This window comes from Sphingomonas sp. PvP018 (assembly GCF_017876865.1).
In the GTDB taxonomy this organism is placed as follows: domain Bacteria; phylum Pseudomonadota; class Alphaproteobacteria; order Sphingomonadales; family Sphingomonadaceae; genus Sphingomonas; species Sphingomonas aerolata.
This window is the reverse complement of sequence record NZ_JAGIOU010000001.1, coordinates 2,058,749-2,080,255: the sequence shown is the minus strand read 5'-3', so window position 1 is coordinate 2,080,255 and position 21,507 is coordinate 2,058,749. Positions and strand designations below refer to the sequence as shown.

At 66.5% G+C, this 21,507-nt stretch carries 15 protein-coding genes; 6 read left to right on the top strand and 9 right to left on the bottom strand.

What is annotated here, in order from left to right:
* Positions 1 to 2: 2 nt before the first annotated feature.
* Positions 3 to 710 (top strand): CPBP family intramembrane glutamic endopeptidase, encoded by a 708-nt coding sequence (locus J3A66_RS09060; protein WP_209568376.1) that lies wholly within the window; start codon positions 3 to 5, stop codon positions 708 to 710.
* Here the strand turns inward: J3A66_RS09060 and J3A66_RS09055 are convergent.
* From J3A66_RS09055 to J3A66_RS09035, 5 genes are all read right to left on the bottom strand, one after another.
* Entirely contained in the window at positions 707 to 1,483 is a 777-nt protein-coding gene (locus J3A66_RS09055; RefSeq protein ID WP_031440082.1) for an ABC transporter permease, read from the bottom strand. The two genes, J3A66_RS09060 and J3A66_RS09055, sit on opposite strands and share 4 nt — an antisense overlap.
* The gene (locus J3A66_RS09050; RefSeq protein ID WP_031440081.1) at positions 1,480 to 2,409 is read right to left on the bottom strand and encodes an ABC transporter ATP-binding protein; all 930 of its coding nucleotides are present in this window, start codon (positions 2,407 to 2,409) and stop codon (positions 1,480 to 1,482) included. Before J3A66_RS09050 ends, J3A66_RS09055 begins: the two co-directional genes overlap by 4 nt.
* 159 nt (positions 2,410 to 2,568) lie before the next feature.
* The gene (locus J3A66_RS09045; protein ID WP_209568374.1) at positions 2,569 to 3,279 is read right to left on the bottom strand and encodes a DsbA family protein; all 711 of its coding nucleotides are present in this window, start codon (positions 3,277 to 3,279) and stop codon (positions 2,569 to 2,571) included.
* The gene (locus J3A66_RS09040; RefSeq protein ID WP_056678993.1) at positions 3,276 to 4,631 is read right to left on the bottom strand and encodes a M48 family metalloprotease; all 1,356 of its coding nucleotides are present in this window, start codon (positions 4,629 to 4,631) and stop codon (positions 3,276 to 3,278) included. Before J3A66_RS09040 ends, J3A66_RS09045 begins: the two co-directional genes overlap by 4 nt.
* A gap of 190 nt (positions 4,632 to 4,821) precedes the next feature.
* Positions 4,822 to 7,782, bottom strand: a complete 2,961-nt coding sequence (locus tag J3A66_RS09035) for a ribonuclease E/G (protein WP_245336748.1) — start codon at positions 7,780 to 7,782, stop codon at positions 4,822 to 4,824.
* A gap of 555 nt (positions 7,783 to 8,337) precedes the next feature.
* Between J3A66_RS09035 and J3A66_RS09030 the strand changes: the two genes are divergently transcribed.
* Positions 8,338 to 9,579: an N-acetylmuramoyl-L-alanine amidase gene (locus J3A66_RS09030; RefSeq protein WP_234387312.1), complete on the top strand. Its 1,242-nt coding sequence runs from the start codon at positions 8,338 to 8,340 to the stop codon at positions 9,577 to 9,579.
* Positions 9,580 to 9,716: 137 nt separating this feature from the next.
* Positions 9,717 to 11,690 (top strand): oligopeptide transporter, OPT family, encoded by a 1,974-nt coding sequence (locus J3A66_RS09025; RefSeq protein WP_245336747.1) that lies wholly within the window; start codon positions 9,717 to 9,719, stop codon positions 11,688 to 11,690.
* A gap of 134 nt (positions 11,691 to 11,824) precedes the next feature.
* On the opposite strand, the gene J3A66_RS09020 is transcribed toward J3A66_RS09025, so the two are convergent.
* The 3 genes from J3A66_RS09020 to queF all read right to left on the bottom strand — a co-directional run bounded on the left by J3A66_RS09020 (position 11,825) and on the right by queF (position 16,042).
* The gene (locus J3A66_RS09020; RefSeq protein ID WP_031440075.1) at positions 11,825 to 13,108 is read right to left on the bottom strand and encodes a glycoside hydrolase family 130 protein; all 1,284 of its coding nucleotides are present in this window, start codon (positions 13,106 to 13,108) and stop codon (positions 11,825 to 11,827) included.
* Between the two features lie 52 nt (positions 13,109 to 13,160).
* A complete protein-coding gene (locus J3A66_RS09015) occupies positions 13,161 to 15,431 on the bottom strand; it encodes a glycosyltransferase family 4 protein (protein WP_209568372.1) in 2,271 nt (756 codons plus the stop codon).
* 152 nt (positions 15,432 to 15,583) lie between these two features.
* Positions 15,584 to 16,042, bottom strand: a complete 459-nt coding sequence (gene queF, locus J3A66_RS09010) for a preQ(1) synthase (RefSeq protein ID WP_037527914.1) — start codon at positions 16,040 to 16,042, stop codon at positions 15,584 to 15,586.
* Positions 16,043 to 16,062: 20 nt separating this feature from the next.
* On the opposite strand from queF, the gene J3A66_RS09005 reads away from it, so the two are divergent.
* Positions 16,063 to 17,601 carry a cryptochrome/photolyase family protein gene (locus J3A66_RS09005; RefSeq protein ID WP_209568370.1) on the top strand — a complete coding sequence of 513 codons (1,539 nt, stop codon included), beginning with the start codon at positions 16,063 to 16,065 and terminating at the stop codon, positions 17,599 to 17,601.
* 52 nt (positions 17,602 to 17,653) lie between these two features.
* Entirely contained in the window at positions 17,654 to 18,814 is a 1,161-nt protein-coding gene (locus tag J3A66_RS09000) for an alpha-hydroxy-acid oxidizing protein (RefSeq protein WP_209568368.1), read from the top strand.
* Here J3A66_RS09000 and J3A66_RS08995 read toward each other — a convergent pair.
* A complete protein-coding gene (locus J3A66_RS08995) occupies positions 18,811 to 19,353 on the bottom strand; it encodes a DNA-deoxyinosine glycosylase (protein ID WP_236559114.1) in 543 nt (180 codons plus the stop codon). The two genes, J3A66_RS09000 and J3A66_RS08995, sit on opposite strands and share 4 nt — an antisense overlap.
* A 15-nt stretch (positions 19,354 to 19,368) precedes the next feature.
* Between J3A66_RS08995 and J3A66_RS08990 the strand changes: the two genes are divergently transcribed.
* Positions 19,369 to 21,420, top strand: coding sequence for a S9 family peptidase (locus J3A66_RS08990; protein ID WP_209568366.1), 2,052 nt, complete (start codon positions 19,369 to 19,371; stop codon positions 21,418 to 21,420).
* The last annotated feature ends 87 nt before the right edge of the window (positions 21,421 to 21,507 follow it).

The following is a 21,507-nucleotide window of genomic DNA, read 5'->3' as shown; positions in this document are numbered from 1 at the left end:
TGATGGTCGCGCAGACACTGCTCGCGATCGTCGCCGTCTACGTTTTGGCGATCCTGTGGCGGGGGCGGACGTTCCGCGCTCGCCTGCCAACACGATCAGGGAGCGGCCCTGCAAAGCGTATGACGGCCTGGGCGGTCGGGTTGGCGGTGTCGTTCGGTCTGCCCGCTCTGATTGGCCTCGTACTGCTCGGCCAAAATCCGCTCGCGGCGGCGCAGCCGGCGGCAATCGCGCTGGTGCCGGGCGACTGGCCGCGCCTGCCGATCGCGCCACTGATCCTCGGCATGGCGCTCGGCACGCTCGCGAACGCGGCGATCACGCATGTCTTGTGGCGCCGCGGCCGCCGCGCGTTCCAGATCGGCACCTTCCCCGATGTCCTGCCGAAGACGCGCAAGGACATTCTCCCGGCCATCGCCCTCGCGATCAGTGCCGGGGTCAGCGAAGAGCTGTTCTTCCGCCTGTTCCTCCCGCTGCTGATCGCGCTGGTGTCCGGCAGCGCGCTGGCCGGGACGATTATCGCCGCCTTATGCTTTGGCGGGGTGCACCGCTATCAGGGATGGCGCGGCGTCGTCGCGACGACGCTGTCGGGCGTGGCGCTGTCCATGCTCTACGGCCTGACGAACAGCGTGTGGATGGCGATTGCGTTCCACATCGCGATCGACATCAATGCGCTGGTCGTGCGGCCAATGGCGCGCGGGGCGTGGCGCGCCTAGTTCTTCATCCGCCAGCCGGTCTTGAAGATCAACGCGATCACGATGAGGCAGGCGACGAGGAACGCCGCGGTCACCGCGAGGCTGATGCCGACCGCGACATCACCTTGCCCGAAGAAGCTCCAGCGAAACCCGCTGATCAGATAGACGACCGGGTTGGCCAGGCTGAGCGTGCGCCAGGGCTGGGGCAGCATGTCGATTGAGTAGAAGGCGCCACCGAGAAACGTCAGTGGCGTGATCAGCAGCGCGGGGACGAAGTTCAGCTGTTCGAAGCCGTTCGCCCAGACGCCGATGATGAACCCGAACAGGCTGAACGCGACCGCCGTCAGGATCAGGAACGCGAACATCGCGAACGGATGCGCGATATGCAGCGGCACGAAACAGGCGGCGGTCGCCAGGATGATCAGGCCGATGATCACCGACTTGGTGGTCGCCGCCCCGACATAGCCGATCACCATCTCCATCGCGGACACGGGCGCGGAGAGCAGTTCGTAGATCGTGCCGGTGAATTTGGGGAAGTAGATCCCGATCGATGCATTCGCGATACTCTGCGTCAGCAGCGACAGCATGATAAGGCCGGGGACGATGAAGCTGCCATAGCCGACGCCGCCGACCTCCTGCATCCGGCTGCCGATCGCGCCGCCGAAGACGATGAAATAGAGCGACGTCGTGAGGACGGGGGTGACGAGGCTCTGCCACAGCGTGCGCAAGGCCCGCGCCATTTCAAAGCGATAGATCGCCCAGACGCCGTGCCAGTTGAGGAAGGGGGTGTTCATGCGCGCTCTCCGACGAGATCGACGAAGATGTCCTCGAGGCTCGACTTGCTGGTTTCGAGATCCTTGAAGCCGATGCCGAGTTCGGCGAGCTTGCGCAGGAGCGAGGGGATGCCGGTATGGTCCGCCTGTGCGTCGAACACATAGCGCAGGCGCTTGCCGTCATCCTGCAGCGACACGTCCCATTCGGCGAGCTCGGGCGGGATCGCGGTCATCGGCTCCTGCAACGCCAGATCGAGCTCGCGCTTGCCGAGCTGTTTCATCAGCGATGCCTTGTCGTCGACGAGCAGCAGTCTGCCCTTGTTGATCACGCCCACGCGGTCGGCCATCTCCTCGGCCTCCTCGATATAATGCGTGGTCAGGATGATCGTCGTGCCGCCCTCGCGCAGGCGGTGGACGAGCTTCCACATGTCGCGGCGCAACGCGACGTCGACACCCGCGGTGGGTTCGTCGAGGAACAGGATCTCGGGCTCGTGGCTCAACGCCTTGGCGATCAGGACACGGCGCTTCATCCCGCCCGACAATTCCATGATCTTCGCATGGCGCTTGTCCCAAAGCGACAGGTCACGCAGCACCTGTTCGATATAGGCGCTGTGGCCCGAGCGACCGAACAGGCGGCGGCTGAAGGTGACGGTGGCGAGCACCGTCTCGAACATGTCGACGTTCAGCTCCTGCGGGACCAGACCGATGCGGCTGCGCGCCTGCTTATAGTCGTGGATCGCGTCGAAGCCCGCGACGGTAATCGTTCCTGCGCTGGGCGTGACGATCCCGCAGATGATGCTGATCAGCGTGGTCTTGCCCGCACCATTGGGCCCGAGCAGCGCGAAGATCTCGCCCTTGCGGATGTCCAGATCGACGGGGTGGAGTGCGGTGGTACCGCTTTTGTAGGTCTTCGTGACGCCCGCAACGGACAGGATCGGTTCGGTCATTGGGGCCCCTTTTAAGTGAGGGGAAGATGGGGGCGGTGGGGACATATTGATAGAGGCCGTCAGCCCCCATTGCCGTCATCCTGGGCTCGACCCAGGATCCAGAGCCACACGCGTTCCGGTTGTGGCTCTGGATCCTGACTTTCGTCAGGATGACGGGCGTTAGCTCACCCGGGCGGCGGCGACCGCCTTTTGCAGGTCCTCGAGCGGCAGTGCGCCGGACAGGATGCGGTCGCCGACTACCCAGCTTGGTGTGCCCGTCATGCCGAGCTTGGCCGCTGTTTCCATGTTCTTGCCGATCTCGGCATCGGCGGTCTTGGTGAAGCCGGCCGGATTGATGTCGACCCCGGCCTTCGCCGCCGCCGCCGCGATCGTCGCGTCACTGACCTGACCGCCGGCGTAGAGCGCGTCGTGGAAGGCTGCGAACTTGCCCTGTTGGGCGGCCGCGAGGCTCGCGCGGGCAGCGACGCGGCTTTCCGCGCTGAGGATCGGCAATTCGCGGAAGACGACGCGGACCTTGGGGTCTGCGGCGATCAGCTTTGCGATCATCGGCAGGCTCGCGCGGCAATACCCGCAATTATAATCGAAATATTCGACGAGCGTGACGTCGCCCTTGGGGTTGCCCGCCCAGGCGCTGCCGAACGGCGTGACGATCGCGTCGCGATTAGCGGCGACCGTCTTGCCCGACTCGCGGTCGCGCAGTTTCTCCATCGCTTCGGGCAGGATCTCGGGATGCGCGAGCATGTAATCGTGGACGATCGCCTCGACCTGTGCGCGCGCGACGCCACCGCCCTGGCGATCATAGCCCCACACCGCGAATCCGCCCAGGACCGCCCCGACCGCCGCGATGGCGGGCAACATCATCTTGTTCATCGGCGCCGCTTATACTGCTTGGGATTGTCGTCCATCTCGTTCTGCGCGGCCATCGCGATATCCTGCGCGCGGATCCAGTCGGGGGTGTTGGCGGGAATGTTGGCGAGCGCATATTGCGCGCTGGCCGATGCGGTCCGCATGTCGCCGCCCATGCTCGCGCGCTCGGCAGTGGCGAGCGCCGCGCGCGCGGTATCGCCGGTCAGCTCGTAGACGGTGCCGAGCTGCATCCAGGCGAACGGGTTCTGATCGTCGCGGCCGACCGCAGTGCGCAGGACCTTCGTGGCCTCGGGATAATTCGCCTTGTCCTCGGTCGCGATCAGCGCGTGGCCGAACGTCGTGGCGATCAGCGGGTTGTTGCGCGACCCCTCGGTCGCCTCGCGCAGCGGGACGAGCGACTCGACCGGCCTGCCCGCCTCGAGCAGGATCTGGCCCTTGATCTCGAGGAAATAGGGATCGTCGGGCTTGGCCTTCACCAGCGCGTTCGCCTCGGCATCGGCTTTGTCGGGATAGCCCGATTTATGATAGGCATAGGCTCGGGCGTAATGTGCGTAGATCGACTGGTCGCTCGGCGGATAGCTTTGCAGCGTGCGCGGCGCGGGCAGGACATAGCCGGCAAGCTTGGCCTTCACGCGGCGGAAGCGTTCCTCGAGCGCGGCATCGGGCTTGTTCGCCCAGGCGGGCGACGCCTGGAGATCCGCGGTCAGCGCCGAGACACGCTCGCCAGACAGCGGATGCGACTGCATGAACGGGTCGATATTGGCGGTGCCGAAGCGATATTCCTGCTGCTGCAGCTTCTTGAAAAAGCTCAGCATGCCGCGGCCCGTGACGTTGGCCTCCCGCAGATACTTCGCGCCGCTCGCATCCGCGGTGGATTCCTGCGTGCGGCTGAACGCGAGGTAATTGCCCATCGCGGCCTGTTGTCCGGCCGCCATGATTCCCGCGCCCGCCTCGCCGCTGCCCGCCGCCATCGCCGCCAGGCCGAGCACCATCGAGAGCAGGTACATGCCCATCGCGGGTTTGGTCCCGCGATCGGAGAGCACGACATGCCCGTCGGCGATGTGGCCGAGTTCGTGCGCGATCACGCCCTGGACTTCGTTCGCATTGTCCGCCGCCTGGAGCAGGCCCGAATGGACATAGACGGTCTGGCCGCCCGCGACGAACGCATTGATCGAATCGTCGTTGATCAGCACGACCTTGACGTCGCGCGGCGACAGGCCTGCCGCCGTGATCAGCGGGCCGGACATTTCGGCGAACATCGTTTCGGTTTCCGCATCGCGGAGGATCGACTGCGCCTGCGCGGGTTGCGCCCAGAGCAGGAGGGTGGCGGTCAGGGCCGCGACGAAGCGCTTCATATCGCGCAGTATCGTCGATCGGCGGCGGGGGAGCAATGGCGGGGGCGACGACGTGGGCGGGTCCGACGCCCGATGGTGAACACAGGACCCGGCCCAAGCCGCGAACCGCGCGGCAACGGGTCCGAACGCGCCGAAATGAAAACAGGCGCGACCTTTCGATCGCGCCCGTCTCAACGGCTATGCTCTGGCGTCAGCCGAAGGTGCGCTGCCACCAGCCGCGGCGCGGCGCGCCATCGGGGTCGTCGTTCGTGCCTGGCGCGTCGGCGTCCTGCGGCTGGACCTCGACCTGCGGTGGCGTGGTCTCGACCGGCGCGGCAAGCACCTCGCTGGTCGGGGCGGCGTCGCCGGCCTCGATCACCGCGGCCTTGCGCGGCCGACCACGCGGCTTGGCGACCTTGGCAGGGGCTTCCTCGACGGCTGCGGGCTCGACCGCCGTATCGCTCGCCTTGCGACGCGCGCGCTTGGGCTTAGGTGCGGACGCCTCCAGCGTCTCGGCCGGCGTGGCGCCGACCTCGTCCATCGTCGCATCGGCAACCGCCTCGCGACGACGCCGTGCAGGCTTGCGCGCCGGCTCTGCCGCGACCGGATCGGGAGCGGCCTGTTCCTGCGGCTCGGGCGTGACGGACACTTCGGATACGACCGGTTCTGGTGCCATGGTCGTCTCGTCGGCCGTCTCAACCGGACGCGGCTTGCGACCCCGACGCGACTTGGGCGCCGTCTCGGCGACCGGGTCAGCGTTGATCGTCGCGGCGGCCGCACGGGCGCGCGGGCGACGACGCATCTTGGGAGCCTCGGCGACCGGCGCGGACGGCGCCTCCTCGAACACCGGCTCGGCCCCGGACGTCTCGACCGGCGCAAATGCCTCCGGCTCGGGCGCCTCGGCGATCAGTGCCGCGGTGTCGATGCTGCTGACGGCAATCGACTCGCCCGTCTCGGCGCCGGTCTGCTCGCCGCCCTGCTCGTTGCGCCGACCACCGCGACGTCCGCGACGTCCGCGACGACGACGGCCTTCGCCTTCGACGCCGTTGGCCTGTTCGGCCGGAGCCGTACCTTCGATCTCCTCGCCACCGCCGACTTCGACGATCTCGCCGACGCCCTCGTCGATCTGCTCGACATTGTTGTCGACGTCCTCGAACGCGCCATCCTCGCTCGTACCACCGACGGCGCCGTCCTCACCCGGACGTGCCCGGCCCCGACGACCGCGGCGGCGACGGCGCTTCTTGCCGCCCTCGCCATCGGCATCGCGGCCCTCACGTGGCGCGGTCTGCTCACGACCGCCTTCGCGGCCCCCCTCACGACGACGCGGCTGCTCGGCCTCGGCCTCCTCGACCTCGTCCTCCTCGATCTCGTCCTCGATCTCCTCGGGAAGATCGTCCTCGTCCTCTTCGATGATCTGGACGAATTTCGGCGGATGCGCGGGCGGCGGGCCACTGGCCTCGACCGTCATATGCGCGCCTTCCTCGTCCTGGCCGGGGATGATCTCGACGATCACGCCGTAGCGATCCTCGATCTCGGCGATGTCGGCACGCTTGCGGTTGAGGATGTAGACGGCCGCTTCCTGGCTCGCGCGCAGCGTCAGCAGCGAACCACGGCCGCGGGCGGCCTCGTCCTCGATGAGGCGGAGCGCGGAGATGCCCGACGACGATGCGGTGCGGACCAGGCCGGTGCCCTCGCAATGCGGACAGGCGCGGGTCGATGCTTCCAGCACGCCGGTGCGCAGTCGCTGGCGGCTCATTTCCATGAGGCCGAACGACGAGATGCGGCCGATCTGGATGCGCGCGCGATCGTTCTTCAGCGCCTCCTTCATCGCCTTCTCGACCTTACGGACATTGGAATTGTTATCCATGTCGATGAAGTCGATGACGACGAGCCCGGCCATGTCGCGCAGGCGCAGCTGGCGGCCGATTTCCTGTGCGGCCTCGAGGTTGGTCGCGGTCGCGGTCTGCTCGATGCTGTGTTCGCGCGTCGAGCGGCCCGAGTTGATGTCGATCGAGACGAGCGCCTCGGTCGGGTTGATGACCAGATAGCCGCCCGATTTCAGCTGGACGACCGGATGGTACATCGCCGACAGCTGGTCCTCGACGCCCGCGCGCTGGAACAGCGGCACGGGGTCGGCGTAATGCTTGATGCGCCGGGCGTGCGTCGGCATCAGCAGGCGCATGAACTCGCGCGCCTGGCGATAGCCGTCCTCGCCCTCGACGATGACCTCTTCGATTTCCTTGTTGTAGATGTCGCGGATCGCGCGCTTGATCAGGTCGCTGTCGCCGTAGACGAGCGCGGGCGCCGACGCCTTCAGCGTCGCTTCGCGGATCCCGTCCCACAGACGGGCGAGGTAATCGAAGTCGCGCTTGATCTCGACCTTGCTGCGCTGCAGCCCGGCGGTGCGGACGATGCAGCCCATCGACGGCGGCAGCTGCATGTCGGCCATGATCGACTTCAGGCGCTTGCGATCGCCCGCGTTGCTGATCTTGCGCGAGATGCCGCCGCCGTGGCTGGTATTGGGCATCAGCACGCAGTAGCGGCCGGCCAGCGACAGATACGTGGTCAGGGCTGCGCCCTTGTTGCCGCGCTCTTCCTTGACGACCTGCACGAGCAGCACCTGACGGCGATGGATCACGTCCTGGATCTTGTAGCGGCGGCGCAGGTTCATGCGACGCTCGCGCAGATCCTCGACCGCGGCCTCGTCGCCGTTCGGCTTGCGCTTGCGACGCGGGGCCTCGCCGGTCTCTTCGCCGCCTTCGAGCTCCTCGGCGACGTCGGGATCTACCCCGCCATCGTCCTCGAAGCGCTCGATATCGTCCTCGTCGTCACCCTCTTCGTCGTCCGCGTCATAGTCGGCGCGCAGGGCGGCCTCCTCGGCGGCATGCTCGGCCTCTTCGCGGAGCAGCGCGTCGCGGTCTTCCTTGGGGATCTGGTAGTAATCGGGGTGGATCTCGCTGAACGCGAGGAAGCCGTGGCGATTGCCGCCGTAATCGATGAACGCCGCCTGGAGCGACGGCTCGACCCGCGTGACCTTGGCGAGGTAAATGTTACCCTTGAGCTGCTTGCGCTCGGCGCTTTCGAAATCGAATTCCTCGATCCGGTTACCCTTGACGACGGCGATCCGGGTTTCTTCCCGGTGGCGTGCGTCGATCAGCATACGCGTTGTCATAATAGATTCTCCGCGCGCGCGCCGGGCCTGATGGCAGCCGTCGCGCGCTTGATGGTGGTGCGGTCGGACACGGACGCCCGGACTCGCGGAAGGTATGCGAAACTGCCTCTGCTCGACGCGCATGCTGCGGGAACTCACCCTGCGGCGCCCGCACGACCGCGATCCCGTCGGCGAAGGCCGATCGGTGAGCGGGGCGGGGGGAATGCGTCATTCGAGCGTCAACCTGAAATTGCCGCGCCGTCGAGGATCCGAAGGCGGGCGTTGAGACCGGCGCGTCGCTGGCAAACTCTAGCGACGCACGGGTGCACGGCAGGACTAGCACCGCATTGCAGATCCCGCAACTGGCCCGGCGCGGGGCCGTCCCAAGCCTTGAAACCCGGCATTTTCACACGCTGTATTTCCGCGCGGCGATTTGTCCGGCAGCCGCGCCGGCAGCCACGGATATGGGAAAACCAAGGCAAACAGGCTATTAACCCTGCTCCGCAAGATCCTCTTGCGGGGGCGTGGCGTAGGCGTCTCGTTTCGGTCGGGCTCGACCGATCCAGGGAGTGTAGAATGGCTTTTCGCTGGACCGGCAGCGCGGTCGCACGGCATGGACGCAGGATGGTTGCGATCATCGCTCTGCTGCTCGGCTGGCTGTCCGGCGTTCCGGCGCTGGCGGCGACCGTGCAGAGCATCGCGATCGGCCGGACGCAGATCGTGATCCGCTTCGATGCACCGGTCGGCAGCGGCGCGAGCCAGATCCTGACCGGACAAAGGCAGATCGCGGTCGATATCGCGAACGCGACGCCCGGCGGACCAGTGAGGCCGGGCGGTGTCGTGACCCGCATCACGCAGCGCCGGCACGGCGGCTCCGGGCTGCGGATGCTGTTCGACCTGTCCGAGCCGGTGATCGTCGCCGATGGCGGGTTCGATTCGCAGGGACGCGAACTGACGCTGGCCTTGCGCCGCGTCGACGATGCGGCCTTTGCGCAGGCCAGTATCGCCGGTCCGCTGAATTTCTTCCCGTTCCATTTCGCCGCACGACCGGCGCCGCGGTACAAAGTGTCGATCCCGGTGCCGCCCCGCGCGCGCGGGATTGCGCTGCCGCGGGTCGAGGGCGACGACATGCGTCCGCTGGTCGTGATCGACGCCGGGCATGGCGGCGTCGATCCGGGCGCGATCGGCCCCGACGGACTGCGCGAGAAAGATGTGACCCTCAAGGTCGCCAAGGCGATCCGTGACGCGCTGCTCGCTTCTGGTCGGGTGCGCGTCGCGCTCACGCGGAGCGACGACCGGTTCCTTGTGCTGCGCGAGCGGTACGGCGTCGCACGGCGGTTGAAGGGGGACCTGTTCATATCGGTCCACTGCGACAGTACCGGATCCGAAGGCGCGAGCGGCGCGACTGCCTATACGCTGTCCGAGGTGGCGTCCGACAAGGAGGCGGCGCGGCTAGCCGCGCGCGAGAACAAGGCGGATGTGATCTCCGGGGTGAATCTGGGCGAGGCGCCTGCCGACGTGTCGTCGATCCTGATCGACCTGACGCAGCGCGAGACGATGAACGCGTCGGCCACGTTCGCGCGGTTGCTAGGACGCGAGGCCAAGCCGTTGATGCCGCTCAAGCCGAACTTCCACCGCATGGCGTCGCTGATGGTGCTCAAGGCGCCCGATATGCCCTCGATCCTGTTCGAGACGGGCTATATCTCGAACCCGCAGGACGCGGCGTTTCTCGACAGCGACGAGGGGCGGCAGCGGATTGCGGAGAGCGTGACGCGCGCGGTCACGGTGCATTTCGCGCGGCGGATGGTGGCGCGCTGATCCGGCCGGTTGCGCTCACGGCAAGAGCGCGGCATCCTGACGGCTAGGACCCCGGCGGAGGCCGAGGCCCGGTTGGAGGACGTTCCGACTGGGCTTCGGCCTCCGCCGGGGCACGTGTTTCTGGTTAGGACGATCTGATGACCGACGCGACGCGGGGCGTATCCGAGACCGGACCCGAGACGAGCATGCGCGAGCTTACCTTTCGCGGGGTCGTGCTCGGCGCGATCATCACGCTGCTGTTCACCGCGGCCAATGTGTATCTCGGACTGAAGATCGGGCTGACCTTCGCGACGTCGATTCCCGCCGCGGTGATCTCGATGGCCGTGCTGCGGCTGTTCAAGGATTCGACGATCCTCGAGAACAACATCGTCCAGACGATCGCGTCCGCCGCGGGCACGCTCGCGGCGATCATCTTCGTGTTGCCCGGCCTCGTCATGATCGGCTGGTGGCAGGGGTTCCCGTTCTTCACCACCGCAGCGATCACGATGTTCGGCGGCGTGCTCGGCGTGCTGTTCTCGGTGCCGCTGCGCCGTGCACTCGTCGTCGACACGGTGCTGCCCTATCCGGAAGGCCGCGCGGCCGCCGAAGTGCTCAAGGTCGGCGCGGGCAGCCGTGAGGGCGGCGAGGAGAGCGCACGCGGGCTCGGCATCATCGTCGTCAACGCGCTGGTGTCGGCCGGGTTCGCGATCCTGACGCAGACCAAGCTGGTCGCTGCCGAGGCCGCGACGTGGTTCCGCGTCGGCGCAGGTGCGACCGGAATTTCGGGCGGGCTGTCGTTCGCGCTGCTGGGCGCGGGGCATCTGGTCGGGATCTCGGTCGGCATGGCAATGTTCACGGGCGTGGTGATCGGCTGGTGGGTTCTGCTGCCGATCCTGACCTCGGCGGGGAGCGTGACCGGCACCGCGGAAGTGATCGCGACGACCGTGTTCCGGTCGGACGTGCGGTTCTTCGGTGCGGGCGTGATCGGCGTCGCGGCGATCTGGACCTTGCTCAAGATCGCAGGGCCCGTGGTCGGCGGCGTGCGATCGGCGCTGGCGGCGTCGGCAGCCAAGCGCGGCGGCGAAGTGCTGGCACTCGAGGAGCGCGACATCCCGATCGGGATCGTCGGGATCGCGTCGCTGGCGATGCTCGTGCCGATCGGGATCCTGCTGTGGACCGTCCTCCAGGGCGGGCCGCTCGAGGCGTCGGCGATCGGGCTGATCGCAGGGAGTCTTGCGTTCATCCTGGTCATCGGCCTCGTGATCGCGGCGGTGTGCGGGTACATGGCGGGGCTGATCGGCGCGTCGAATTCACCCGTATCGGGCATCGGCATCCTCGCCATCCTCGCCGCATCGATCCTGCTGGTGTCGTGGTTCGGCCGTGCGGTCGAGCCGGGGACGACGCAGGCGCTGGTCGCCTACGGCCTGATCGTGACCGGCGTGGTGTTCGGCATCGCGACGATCTCGAACGACAATCTCCAGGATCTGAAGACCGGGCAGTTGGTCGGTGCGACGCCGTGGAAGCAGCAGGTCGCGCTGCTGATCGGCGTGGTGTTCGGGTCGATCGTCGTGCCGCCGGTACTCAACCTGCTCGGCAGCACGCTTGGCTTTGCGGGTGCGCCGGGGGCTGGGCCCAATGCGCTGGCCGCACCGCAGGCGGCGCTGATCTCGGCGCTCGCCAAGGGCGTGCTGGGGGGCAATCTCAACTGGGCAATGATCGGCTATGGCGCGATGACCGGGGTCGCGGTGATCGCGCTCGACGAACTGCTGGGCAAGGCGGGCAAACTGCGGTTGCCGCCGCTGGGCGTCGGGCTGGGCGTGTATCTGCCAATGGCGGTGACGTTGCCGGTCACGATCGGCGCGGTGGTCGGCTATGCCTATGACCGCTGGGCCGACCGCGCGCGCGATCCCGAGCTTGCCAGGCGGATGGGCGTGCTGACCGCGACGGGGATGATCGTCGGCGAGTCGCTGTGGGGCGTGGGGTTTGCCGGGATCGTCTATCTCACCAACCAGGAGACGCCGCTGGCGCTGGTCGGGGAGGGGTTCGTGCCCATCGCGCTGGTCGGCGGAACCCTGCTGTTCGCGCTGCTGACCTGGGTGATGTACCGGCGGACGATGGCGGCGTCGCAGTAAAGAGTGTTTCCCCGCGAAGGCGGGGACCCAGACTGGGCTCCCGCCTTCGCGGGAGAACAGGATACACGCGTGCGCCGAGGTATTTCGCACCACCCCGGCGGAGGCCGGGGTGGTGGTTGGGGTGCGGGGTAGCCTCACTTCATCGCGGCGAGCATGTCCGTGATCTTGACGAAGGCGAAGCCGATCGAGCTGTCGGCGATCCCGTAAGGCAGGAACAGCGCATCGCCGTGGCGCAGCGCGCCGCAGCTGTAGACGACGTTGGGGACATAGCCCTCGCGGTCCTGATCCTTGGCGGCGAGAATCGGCTGCTGCGTGCGGCCGATCACCTTCGACGGGTCGTCCTTGTCGAGCAGCACCGCACCGATCGAATATTTGCGCATCGCGCCGACGCCGTGCGTGAGCAGCAACCAGCCCTCGTCGAGTTCGATCGGCGGGCCGCAATTGCCGATCTGGACGAGCTCCCACGGATAGAGCGGCGTCAGGATCTTCTCGCCGTCGTCCCAGTCGGTCAGCGTGTCCGACTTCAGCAGGAACAGGTTTTCGCCGTCCTGCCGGCCGATCATCATATACTGGCCGTTCACCTTGCGCGGGAACAGCGCCATGCCCTTGTTGCGCGCGGCGGGGCCAGTCATCGGGACGAGATCGAACGCGCGGAAATCGCGTGTCCGCATCAGCTCGGATTGGATGACCGAACCGTTATAAGCGGTGTAGGTGCCGATCCATTCATAGTCGCCATTGTCGTGCTGGAAGCGGACGATGCGCAGATCCTCCAGCCCCTTCGACTGCGCCTGGGTGATCGGGAAGATCACAGTGCCGCTGAGCGTGCTGTCGCGGTGACGATAGACGGTGACGGGGCCCTGCGGCATCTCGTCCTCGCCGCTGCCGACCGCGTCGGTCGCGGTGGCGAAGGGCGGCTCGGGCGCGAGCTTCATCAGATTCTGGTCGGTGATGATGCCTTCGCGGAAGGCGACCGACGAGATGTGACCTTCGCCGACCGCGCGCATCGACATCAGGATGCGCAGGCTGCCCGGCGGCATCCCCGACTGGTCGAAATGCGGCACCGCGCTGGGGTTCATCAGCGCGGCGGCGGCATAGCTGTATTCATGGCAGAAATAGGCGCCGATCAGCTGGCGCTTCTCATCACCGATATCCGCGCCGTTGAGCCCGAGCATGTCCTCGATCTGGTCGTAGCGCGTCATGAACACGCGCCGCGTCTGCCAGTGCCGCGCCTCGAAATCCTTCAGCACCACCTCGAGCTGGATCCGCGCCTCGGCGCTCGTCATCTCGAGGACTTCGCCGACCAGTCGCTCGGTACGACTGGGTGCGCCGGCGTTGCCGGCCCAGGCGATATGAAAGGGCCGGACGACGACCCGTGACGGGTCAGCGTGCAACCGCAGCTGGTGGGTAAACAGGTCCATCGTGCTTATGCCTCGCGTGCCGTTCCACCTTGGGACGCCGACGCTAGCGAGGCTATGCGACGACGCGCGAGGCTCCTGCCACGCTTTGGGCTGCGTTTGATACCCCCGAAATCGCACAATTGGCCAATTGCAGCGCCAAAATCGACTCTGCACCTTGGTTGCGGTTCAATCCCGTCGGCATCAATCCATCAAAACAGCCACCATCGGCAATGCTCGCGAGCGGCAGATTGAGGTCATTCCCGCCCAGGAACCAGCGATAGGCGCGCTCGGCCTCGTCACGCCAGCGCAGGTCGCCGGTGGCCTCGAACGCCGCCATGCAGGCATCGACGGTGGCCTGTGCCTCCAGCGGCTGCTGGTCGAACTGCAGCGGATCCTCATAGGAGCGTCCGAAGCTTTCCGTACCCACCGCGCGGAAGCGACCCTCGGGCGAGGTCTGCTTGGCGACGATCCATTCGAGTGTTGCCAGACCGCAATCGATCAGGTCCTGGCGGCCGAGCGCCTGGCCCGCACGGATGAGCGCCTGTGGCAGGCGCGCATTGTCATAGGCAAGGACGATCTCGAACCACTGCCATTCGGGACGCCGCGTCTTCTCGAGCAGTGCCAGATGGACATCTGGGAACTTTGCCAGGATCGACAGCGAGAGCTGATGCCCGGGGCTCGCCTCGAGCATCGCCGCCGCGCCGAGCATCGCAAAGGCCTGCGCGCGCAGGCTGCCGAGCTCGAGCGCACAGGATGCGGTCGAGTCATACATCGCCGTCGCCCAGTCACGGTGCTTGGCCAACTGCGCATCGCGTGCGGTGATGCCGAGCGCCCAGACGGTGCGACCGTTCGAATCCTCGGACCCGACGTCCTCGCACCAGCTCCGGTCGAAGTTCATGAAGTTGCGGAAGCGACGCTCGTCCGGGTTCCAGGCATATTGTACGAACGACGCATAGATCGTCGTCCACTTGTCACGCTGGACCTCGTCCATGTCCGGCATCGCGCTCATCAGCATGAGCGCACGGCAATTGTCGTCGATGCAATAGCCATGCCGGCGATCGGGGATCGAGTAGATCGAATGCTGGAGCATGCCCGTCGAATCACTCATCCGTTCGACGGCCGCGAAGTCAGGCGCAAGCGGCTTCAACGGGGGCGAAGGTTTTGCCAGACGAAAAGGGCGTGCCGCGACCACCGCGCGGATCTCTGCCATCGATGTTTCGGCAAGCTGTGGCCAGATCATCGTACGACCGCGCGCATAGGCGCGTTCGGCCAGGCGATGGCGGTCGCGATCGCTCGACAGCAGCATGTCGATTTCGCGCGCAAAGGCAGCGACATCACCGAACGGGACAAGGACGCCATGCCCATCGGCGAGGATCTCGGTCGCATGGACGTACGGGGTCGAGATGACAGGCTTGCCGACGCCGATGGCGTAGCTGAGCGTGCCCGAGGTGATCTGCGCCGGGTTGGTGTAGGGCGTCACATAGATATCTGCCGCCTGCAGATAGCTCAGCAACTCGTCATGTTCGACGAACGCGTCGATGAAGGCGACATTGCCCGCCACGCCACGGGCTTCGGTCAGCGCCTTGAGACGATCACGATACGCCTCGCCCTGATGCGCGACGAGATTGGGGTGCGTCGCGCCGAGCACGACGTAGAGAAGATTGGGATGGCGTTCGATGACCGCGGGCAGCGCCTCGATCACCGTTTCGATGCCCTTGTTCGGCGCGAGCAGTCCGAAGGTCAGCACGACCTTGCGACCTTCCCAGCCGAATTGCGCCTTCAGCGTGTCGGGTTCGACGAGGTCACGATCGGGCACGCCGTGCGGGATCATCACGATCTGCCGCGGGCTGGCGCCATAAACGCGCTGGAGGATGTCGCGGCCACGCTCCGCCATCACGATGACGCGGGCGGCACGGCGCAACAGGCCCTCCATCACGCGGCGTTCGTCGGGATTGGGGCGTTCGAGAATCGTGTGCAACGCAACGACGACCGGCAGCGTCGTGCGGTCGAGCAGCGCGAGCAGATAGTCCCCGGCCGGGCCACCGTAGATGCCGTATTCGTGCTGAACCCAGATTGCCTGGGCTCCGCTCGCATCGATCTTGCGTGCGGCATCCAGATAAGCGGTCAGGTCGGTTTCGGGGATCGTTCCAACGACTTCCGGCGGATACTCGTACAGGCCAGGATGATCATCCATCGCATAGACGTCGACCGCGACCTCGGGAAAGCGCGCCCGCATCGCGGTGAACACGTCCGTCGTATATGTCGCGATACCGCACCGCCTCGGCAAAAAATTGCCAATGAGTGCCAGCCGCGTGATCTTGGTCCCGTCCGCCGGTAACGCCATACCCTGTCCTTTGTCTGAGCGCGCATAACAGGCTAACCCGGCATCGCGCTCACCCCCAACGGCTGACAAGGTATGAAAGTTGCATTAATATTGCACTGCAACACACGCTTTGATGTTAAACTTTATCAACGTCGCCGCATGCGGCGACGGCGTCAGCCACGCCCACGATACGGGGCGACGCCCTGATCGGGCAGCCAGAGATCTGCGGGGGGTGCGGACGACTGCCAAAAGACGTCGATCGGGATCCCGCCGCGCGGATACCAATAGCCGCCGATCCGCAGCCAGACCGGCTTCATCTCGTCGAACAGCCGCTCGCCTATGCCTACCGTGCAGTCCTCGTGGAAGCCGGCATGGTTGCGAAAGCTGCCGAGAAACAGCTTGAGCGACTTGGATTCGACGATCGTCTCGCCGGGGACATAATCGATGACGAGATGCGCGAAATCGGGCTGGCCGGTAACCGGGCAGAGCGAGGTGAATTCGGGCACCGCGAACCGCACCAGATAGGTCCGGCCGACGCGCGGGTTGGGCACGTAATCGAGCACGGCCTCTTCGGGCGAGGCGGGGAGGGCGCTGTTCTGGCCCAGATATAACGGGTTTGTAGGAGCGGTCATGGTCCGCCATGTAGGATGCGATGCGCTCCAAGAAAACCACGCTCGTGCCGATCCTCGGCGACCAGCTCTCGCTGCAGATCGCCTCGCTGAACGGGGCCGACCCGGCGGCGACGATCGTGCTGATGATGGAGGTCGCCGACGAGACGACCTATGTCCGCCACCATCGCCGCAAGATCGCCTATATCCTGTCGGCGATGCGGCATCACGCCGAGGCACTGCGCGAGGCGGGCTGGACCGTCGACTACGTCACGCTCGACGATCCGGAGTCGACCGGCAGCTTTACCGGCGAGGTCGCGCGCGCGATCGAGCGGCATGATCCGGCGCGGATCATCGTCACCGAGGCGGGCGAGTGGCGCGTTGCGGGGATGCTGGACGCGTGGGAAACGCTGTTCGGCCTGCCGGTCGAAATCCGCGCCGACGACCGCTTCCTCGCCAGCCATGCCGAGTTCGAGGCCTGGGCGGAGGGGCGCAAGCAGTTGCGGATGGAGTATTTCTACCGCGAGATGCGCCGCCGCACCGGGTTGCTGATGGACGGCGAGAAGCCCGAAGGCGGCGAGTGGAATTACGATGCGGAGAACCGCAAGCCCGCCAAGGCGGACCTGCTGATGCCGCGCCCGCTCTCCTTTGCCCCCGATGCGATCACGACCGCGGTGCTCGCGATGGTCGCGGCGCGGTTCGGCGAGCATCCCGGCAGCCTCGATGCGTTCGACTTCGCGACGACCCGCGACGATGCGCTGAAACAGCAGCGGCATTTCCTGAAGCACGCGCTGCCGCGGTTCGGGGATTATCAGGATGCGATGCTGACCGACCAGCCGTTCCTGTGGCACGCGGTGCTGTCGCCCTATATCAATTCGGGGCTGCTCGATCCGGTCGAACTGTGCCGTGCGGTCGAGGCGGAATATGCGGCGGGGCGCGTGCCGCTCAACTGCGCCGAGGGGTTCATCCGCCAGATCATCGGCTGGCGCGAATATATGCGCGGCATCTACTGGCGCGAGGGGCCGGAGTATGTCGAGCGCAACTTCCTGGATGCGAGGCGAGACTTGCCCGGCTTCTACTGGACCGGCGAGACCGACATGCACTGCCTCTCGCAGGCGATCGGGCAGACGCTCGACCATGCCTATGCGCATCATATCCAGCGGCTGATGGTGACGGGTAATTTCGCGCTGCTGATCGGCGCGGACCCCAAGCAGGTCCATGAATGGTATCTGGAGGTCTATGCCGATGCGTATGAATGGGTCGAGCTGCCCAATACGCTGGGGATGAGCCAGTTCGCGGATGGCGGGTTGCTGGGGTCGAAGCCCTATGCGGCGTCGGGCGCGTATATCAACCGGATGTCGGATTATTGCGGGCATTGTCGCTATGACGTGAAACAGCGCGTCGGGGAGAATGCGTGTCCGTTCAATGCGCTGTACTGGGATTTCCTGGTGCGCAACGAGGACAAGCTCGATCGCAATCCGCGGCTGGCGATGCCGTATCGCAACTGGGCGAAGATGAAGCCGGCGGACCGGGACGCGACGCTGGCGCAGGCCAAGGAATTTCTGGCGCGGCTCGACGAGTGAGCGCTACATTCGCCGTCAGGACGGGTTTAACGCCGTCGATAGGAGTAGGCGGATGCCGCATTACGGCGATTACCAGAACGCGATCTACAATGCGGGGCTGAGCGGCGTGATCCCGAAGCTGCCGGTCGATTACGCGACGCTCGAACAGCGCGCGAGCGCGGCGATGCCGCCGTCGGTGCTGGGCTATGTCCAGGGGGGCTGCGGCGACGAATTTACGCAGGACAACAATGCACATGCGTTCCGCCACTGGGGCATGACGCCGCGGATGATGGTCGATTGCAGCAGGCGGGACCTGTCGATCGACCTGTTCGGAATGCGGCTGCCGAGCCCGATCTTCATGGCGCCGGTCGGGGTGATCGGGATCTGCACGCAGGACGGTCACGGCGATCTCGCCGCCGCGCGTGCCTCGGCCGAGACGGGGGTGCCGTTGATGGCGTCGACGCTGTCGAACGATCCGCTCGAAAGCGTGGCGGGGGCGCTGGGCGAGACGCCGGGGTTTTTCCAGCTCTATACACCAAAGGACAAGGCGCTGGCCGAGAGCCTGGTGCGCCGCGCCGAGGCAGCGGGGTATAAGGGGATCGTCGTCACGCTCGACACCTGGGTGACGGGATGGCGGCCGCGTGACCTGAACGTCGCGAACTTCCCGCAGCTGCGCGGCGCGGTGCTGATGAACTATTTCTCCGATCCCGTCTTTCGCGCGATGCTCGCCAAGCCGCCCGAGGAGGATGGCGCAGCGGCGGTGCGGCAATGGGCGGGCGTGTTCGGCAAGGTGCTGACCTGGGACGACATGGCGTGGCTGCGCTCGCTCACTACGCTGCCGCTGATCCTGAAGGGGATCTGCCATCCCGACGACGCACGCCGCGCGATCGATGCAGGAGCGGATGCGATCTATTGTTCGAACCATGGCGGGCGCCAGGCCAATGGCGGGATCGCGGCGATCGACATGCTGCCGGACGTGGTCGCGGCGGCGGGCGACGTGCCCGTGCTGTTCGATTCAGGGATCCGGTCGGGGAGCGACGTGGTGAAGGCGATCGCGCTCGGCGCGCGTGCGGTCGGCGTCGGGCGGCCCTATGCCTATGGCCTCGCGCTCGATGGGGCGGCGGGGGCGGCGCATGTGCTGCGGTGCCTGCTGGCGGAGGCGGATCTGCTGATGGCGGTGAATGGCTGGCCGACGATCGCCGATGTGCGCGCGGCGGGCGCGGTGCGGATCTAGCGCGGCACGGCGAGGAAGGGGGCGAGCGCGTCCCAGGCGGGCTGCTTGGCGGCGCGGCCGATCGTGTGGAGCGCGCTGCTCGACGGCAGCGCGACGATCTGCGGGCCGAGCGTTCCGAGCCCCTGTCTGAGGCCGAGCTTCAACGCGGTGGCGCCGTTGAACGCGATCGCGCGGAGTTCCGGAAGGCGCGTTACCAGGTCGGCGACCGCATTGTCCTGCGCATCGAGGATCGCGGCGTCGGTGCTGCCGACGCGGTGCGCCGACCCGATCACGTCCCACAGCGCCACGCCCGCATCACGCAACGCGACCAGCCGCTCGTCATAGGCCAGCGCGACCAGATCGCGCGCCACGACGCCCGACATCAGCGCCCAGAACTGGTTCTGCGGATGCGCATAATAGCGATCTTCGGCAAGCGAACGGTCGCCGGGTAGGCTGCCGAGGACGAGCAGCCGCGCATCGTCGGCGGCCACGGGCGGGAAGGAGGATTTGCGCGTCATCGTGCCCGACGACGTGGCGATTGCGCGCGATCGTGCAAGCATTCTATGCAGACGCGCATGAAGATCCTGCTGTCCGCAAGCCTCGCCGTGCTCGCTCTTGCAAGCGCCCCCGCCACCGCCCGCCAGCTGACCATCGACGATGTCGTCAAGCTGTCGCGCGTGTCCTCGCCCGCCGTTTCGAAGGACGGCCGCTGGCTGGTCTGGGAACAGCGCGAGACCGATCTCGCCGCCGATCGCGGGCGGTTCGACCTGTGGCGGCTCGACCTTACCCGCAAGGGTGCGAAGCCCGAGCCGCTGATCGCCGAGACCGATGTGAACGAGACCGGCGCGCAATTCTCCGCCGATGGCGCAACCGTCTATTATCAGTCGGACAAGGGCGGCAGCGACGCGGTCTGGTCGATCGGGATCGCCGGCGGCACGCCGCGCAAGCTGACGAATTTCGAGGGCGGCTTTGGCGGGTTCAAGGTCGCACCGACCGGCGACAAGCTGGTGATCTGGGCCGACCGCAAGCCCGGCGCACCGAGCCTTGCGCCCGCCATGGTCAAGAAGGACCCGAATGCCGGGGCGGGGCGGACCTACGACCAGCTGTTCGTGCGGCACTGGGACACATGGTCGAACGGCGACCGGTCGCAGCTGTTCGTGCTGCCGCTGACGGCCGCTGGCGCAGCCGGCGACGGCGTCGCGGTGACGGGCGGCCTGATCGGCGATGCGCCGTCAAAGCCGTTCGGCGGCGGCGAGGAAGTGTCGTGGAGCGCGGACGGCAGAACGCTGTATTTCGCACTGCGCGAGGCGGGGCGGATCGAAGCGACCTCGACCAATCTCGACATCTTCTCGGTCCCCGCGGACGGTTCCGCAGCGCCGGTCAACCTGACGGCGGCGAACACCGGCATGGACAATCTGCCGACGGTGTCGCCCGATGGCCGGACGCTCGCCTGGTTCGCGATGGCGCGCGCCGGGTTCGAGGCGGATCGACAGGTGCTGATGACGCGCGATCTCGCCAGCGGCCAAGTGCGTGCGGTGACGCAGAGCTGGGATCGCTCGGTCGCGTCGATCGCATGGAGCCCCGACAGCAAGCGGATCTACGTCACCGCGGACGACACGCAGGAGACGCCTGTGTTCGCGGTCGATCCCGTGACGGGCAAGGTAACTCGGCTGACGCAGGAGGGCCATGTCGGTGCGGTCGTGCCGACGCCCAGGGGCGTCGTCGTCGCGATGAGCAGCCTGACCGCACCCGACGACTTCTACGCGCTCGCGGTGAAGGGCACGCGGATGCCGAAGCCGGAGCGGCTGACCTCGGTCAACGCGGCAAAGCTCGCGGGTATCGACATGCCGAGCGTCACGCGGTTCAATTTCAAGGGCGCAAACGACGACACCGTCTGGGGCTATGCGGTGAAGCCGTATGGCAGCGAGGGTAAGGTCCCGGTCGCCTATATGGTGCACGGCGGACCGCAGGGGTCGAGCAACAACAGCTGGTCCTATCGCTGGAACCCGGCAGTGTTCGCGGGTGCGGGCTACGGGCTGGTCGCGGTCGATTTTCACGGGTCGACGGGGTACGGCCAGGCCTTCACCGACGCGATCAGCAACAATTGGGGCGGCTGGCCGCTCGAGGACCTGCAAAAGGGGCTGGCGGCGGCGACCGCCAAATTCGGCTGGCTCGACGGCGACCGCGCCTGCGCGCTCGGCGCGTCGTACGGCGGCTATATGATGAACTGGATCGAGGGGAAGTGGCCCGACCGGTTCAAGTGCATCGTCCAGCATGACGGCGTCTTCGATGCGCGCGCGATGGCGTACGAGACCGAGGAGCTGTGGTTCGACGAGTGGGAGCATGGCGGCAAGACCTATTACGAGGACCCCGCCGCGTTCGAGAAATGGAACCCGGTCAACTTCGTCGCCAACTGGAAGACGCCGATGCTGGTGATCACCGGCGAAAAGGATTTCCGCATTCCCTATACGCAGGGGCTGGCGAGCTTCACCGCGTTGCAGCGGCGTGGGATTCCGTCACGGTTGCTGGTCAACCCGAACGAGAATCACTGGGTGCTGAAGCCGAAGAACAGCCTGCAATGGTATGGCGAGGTGATCGGCTGGATGGACAAGTGGACGGCGAAATAAGGATGCGCTGACCCTATCCGTCATCCTGACGAAAGTCAGGACCCAGAGCCACGAACGTCAGCGCCCGTTACCCTAGGTCCTGACTTT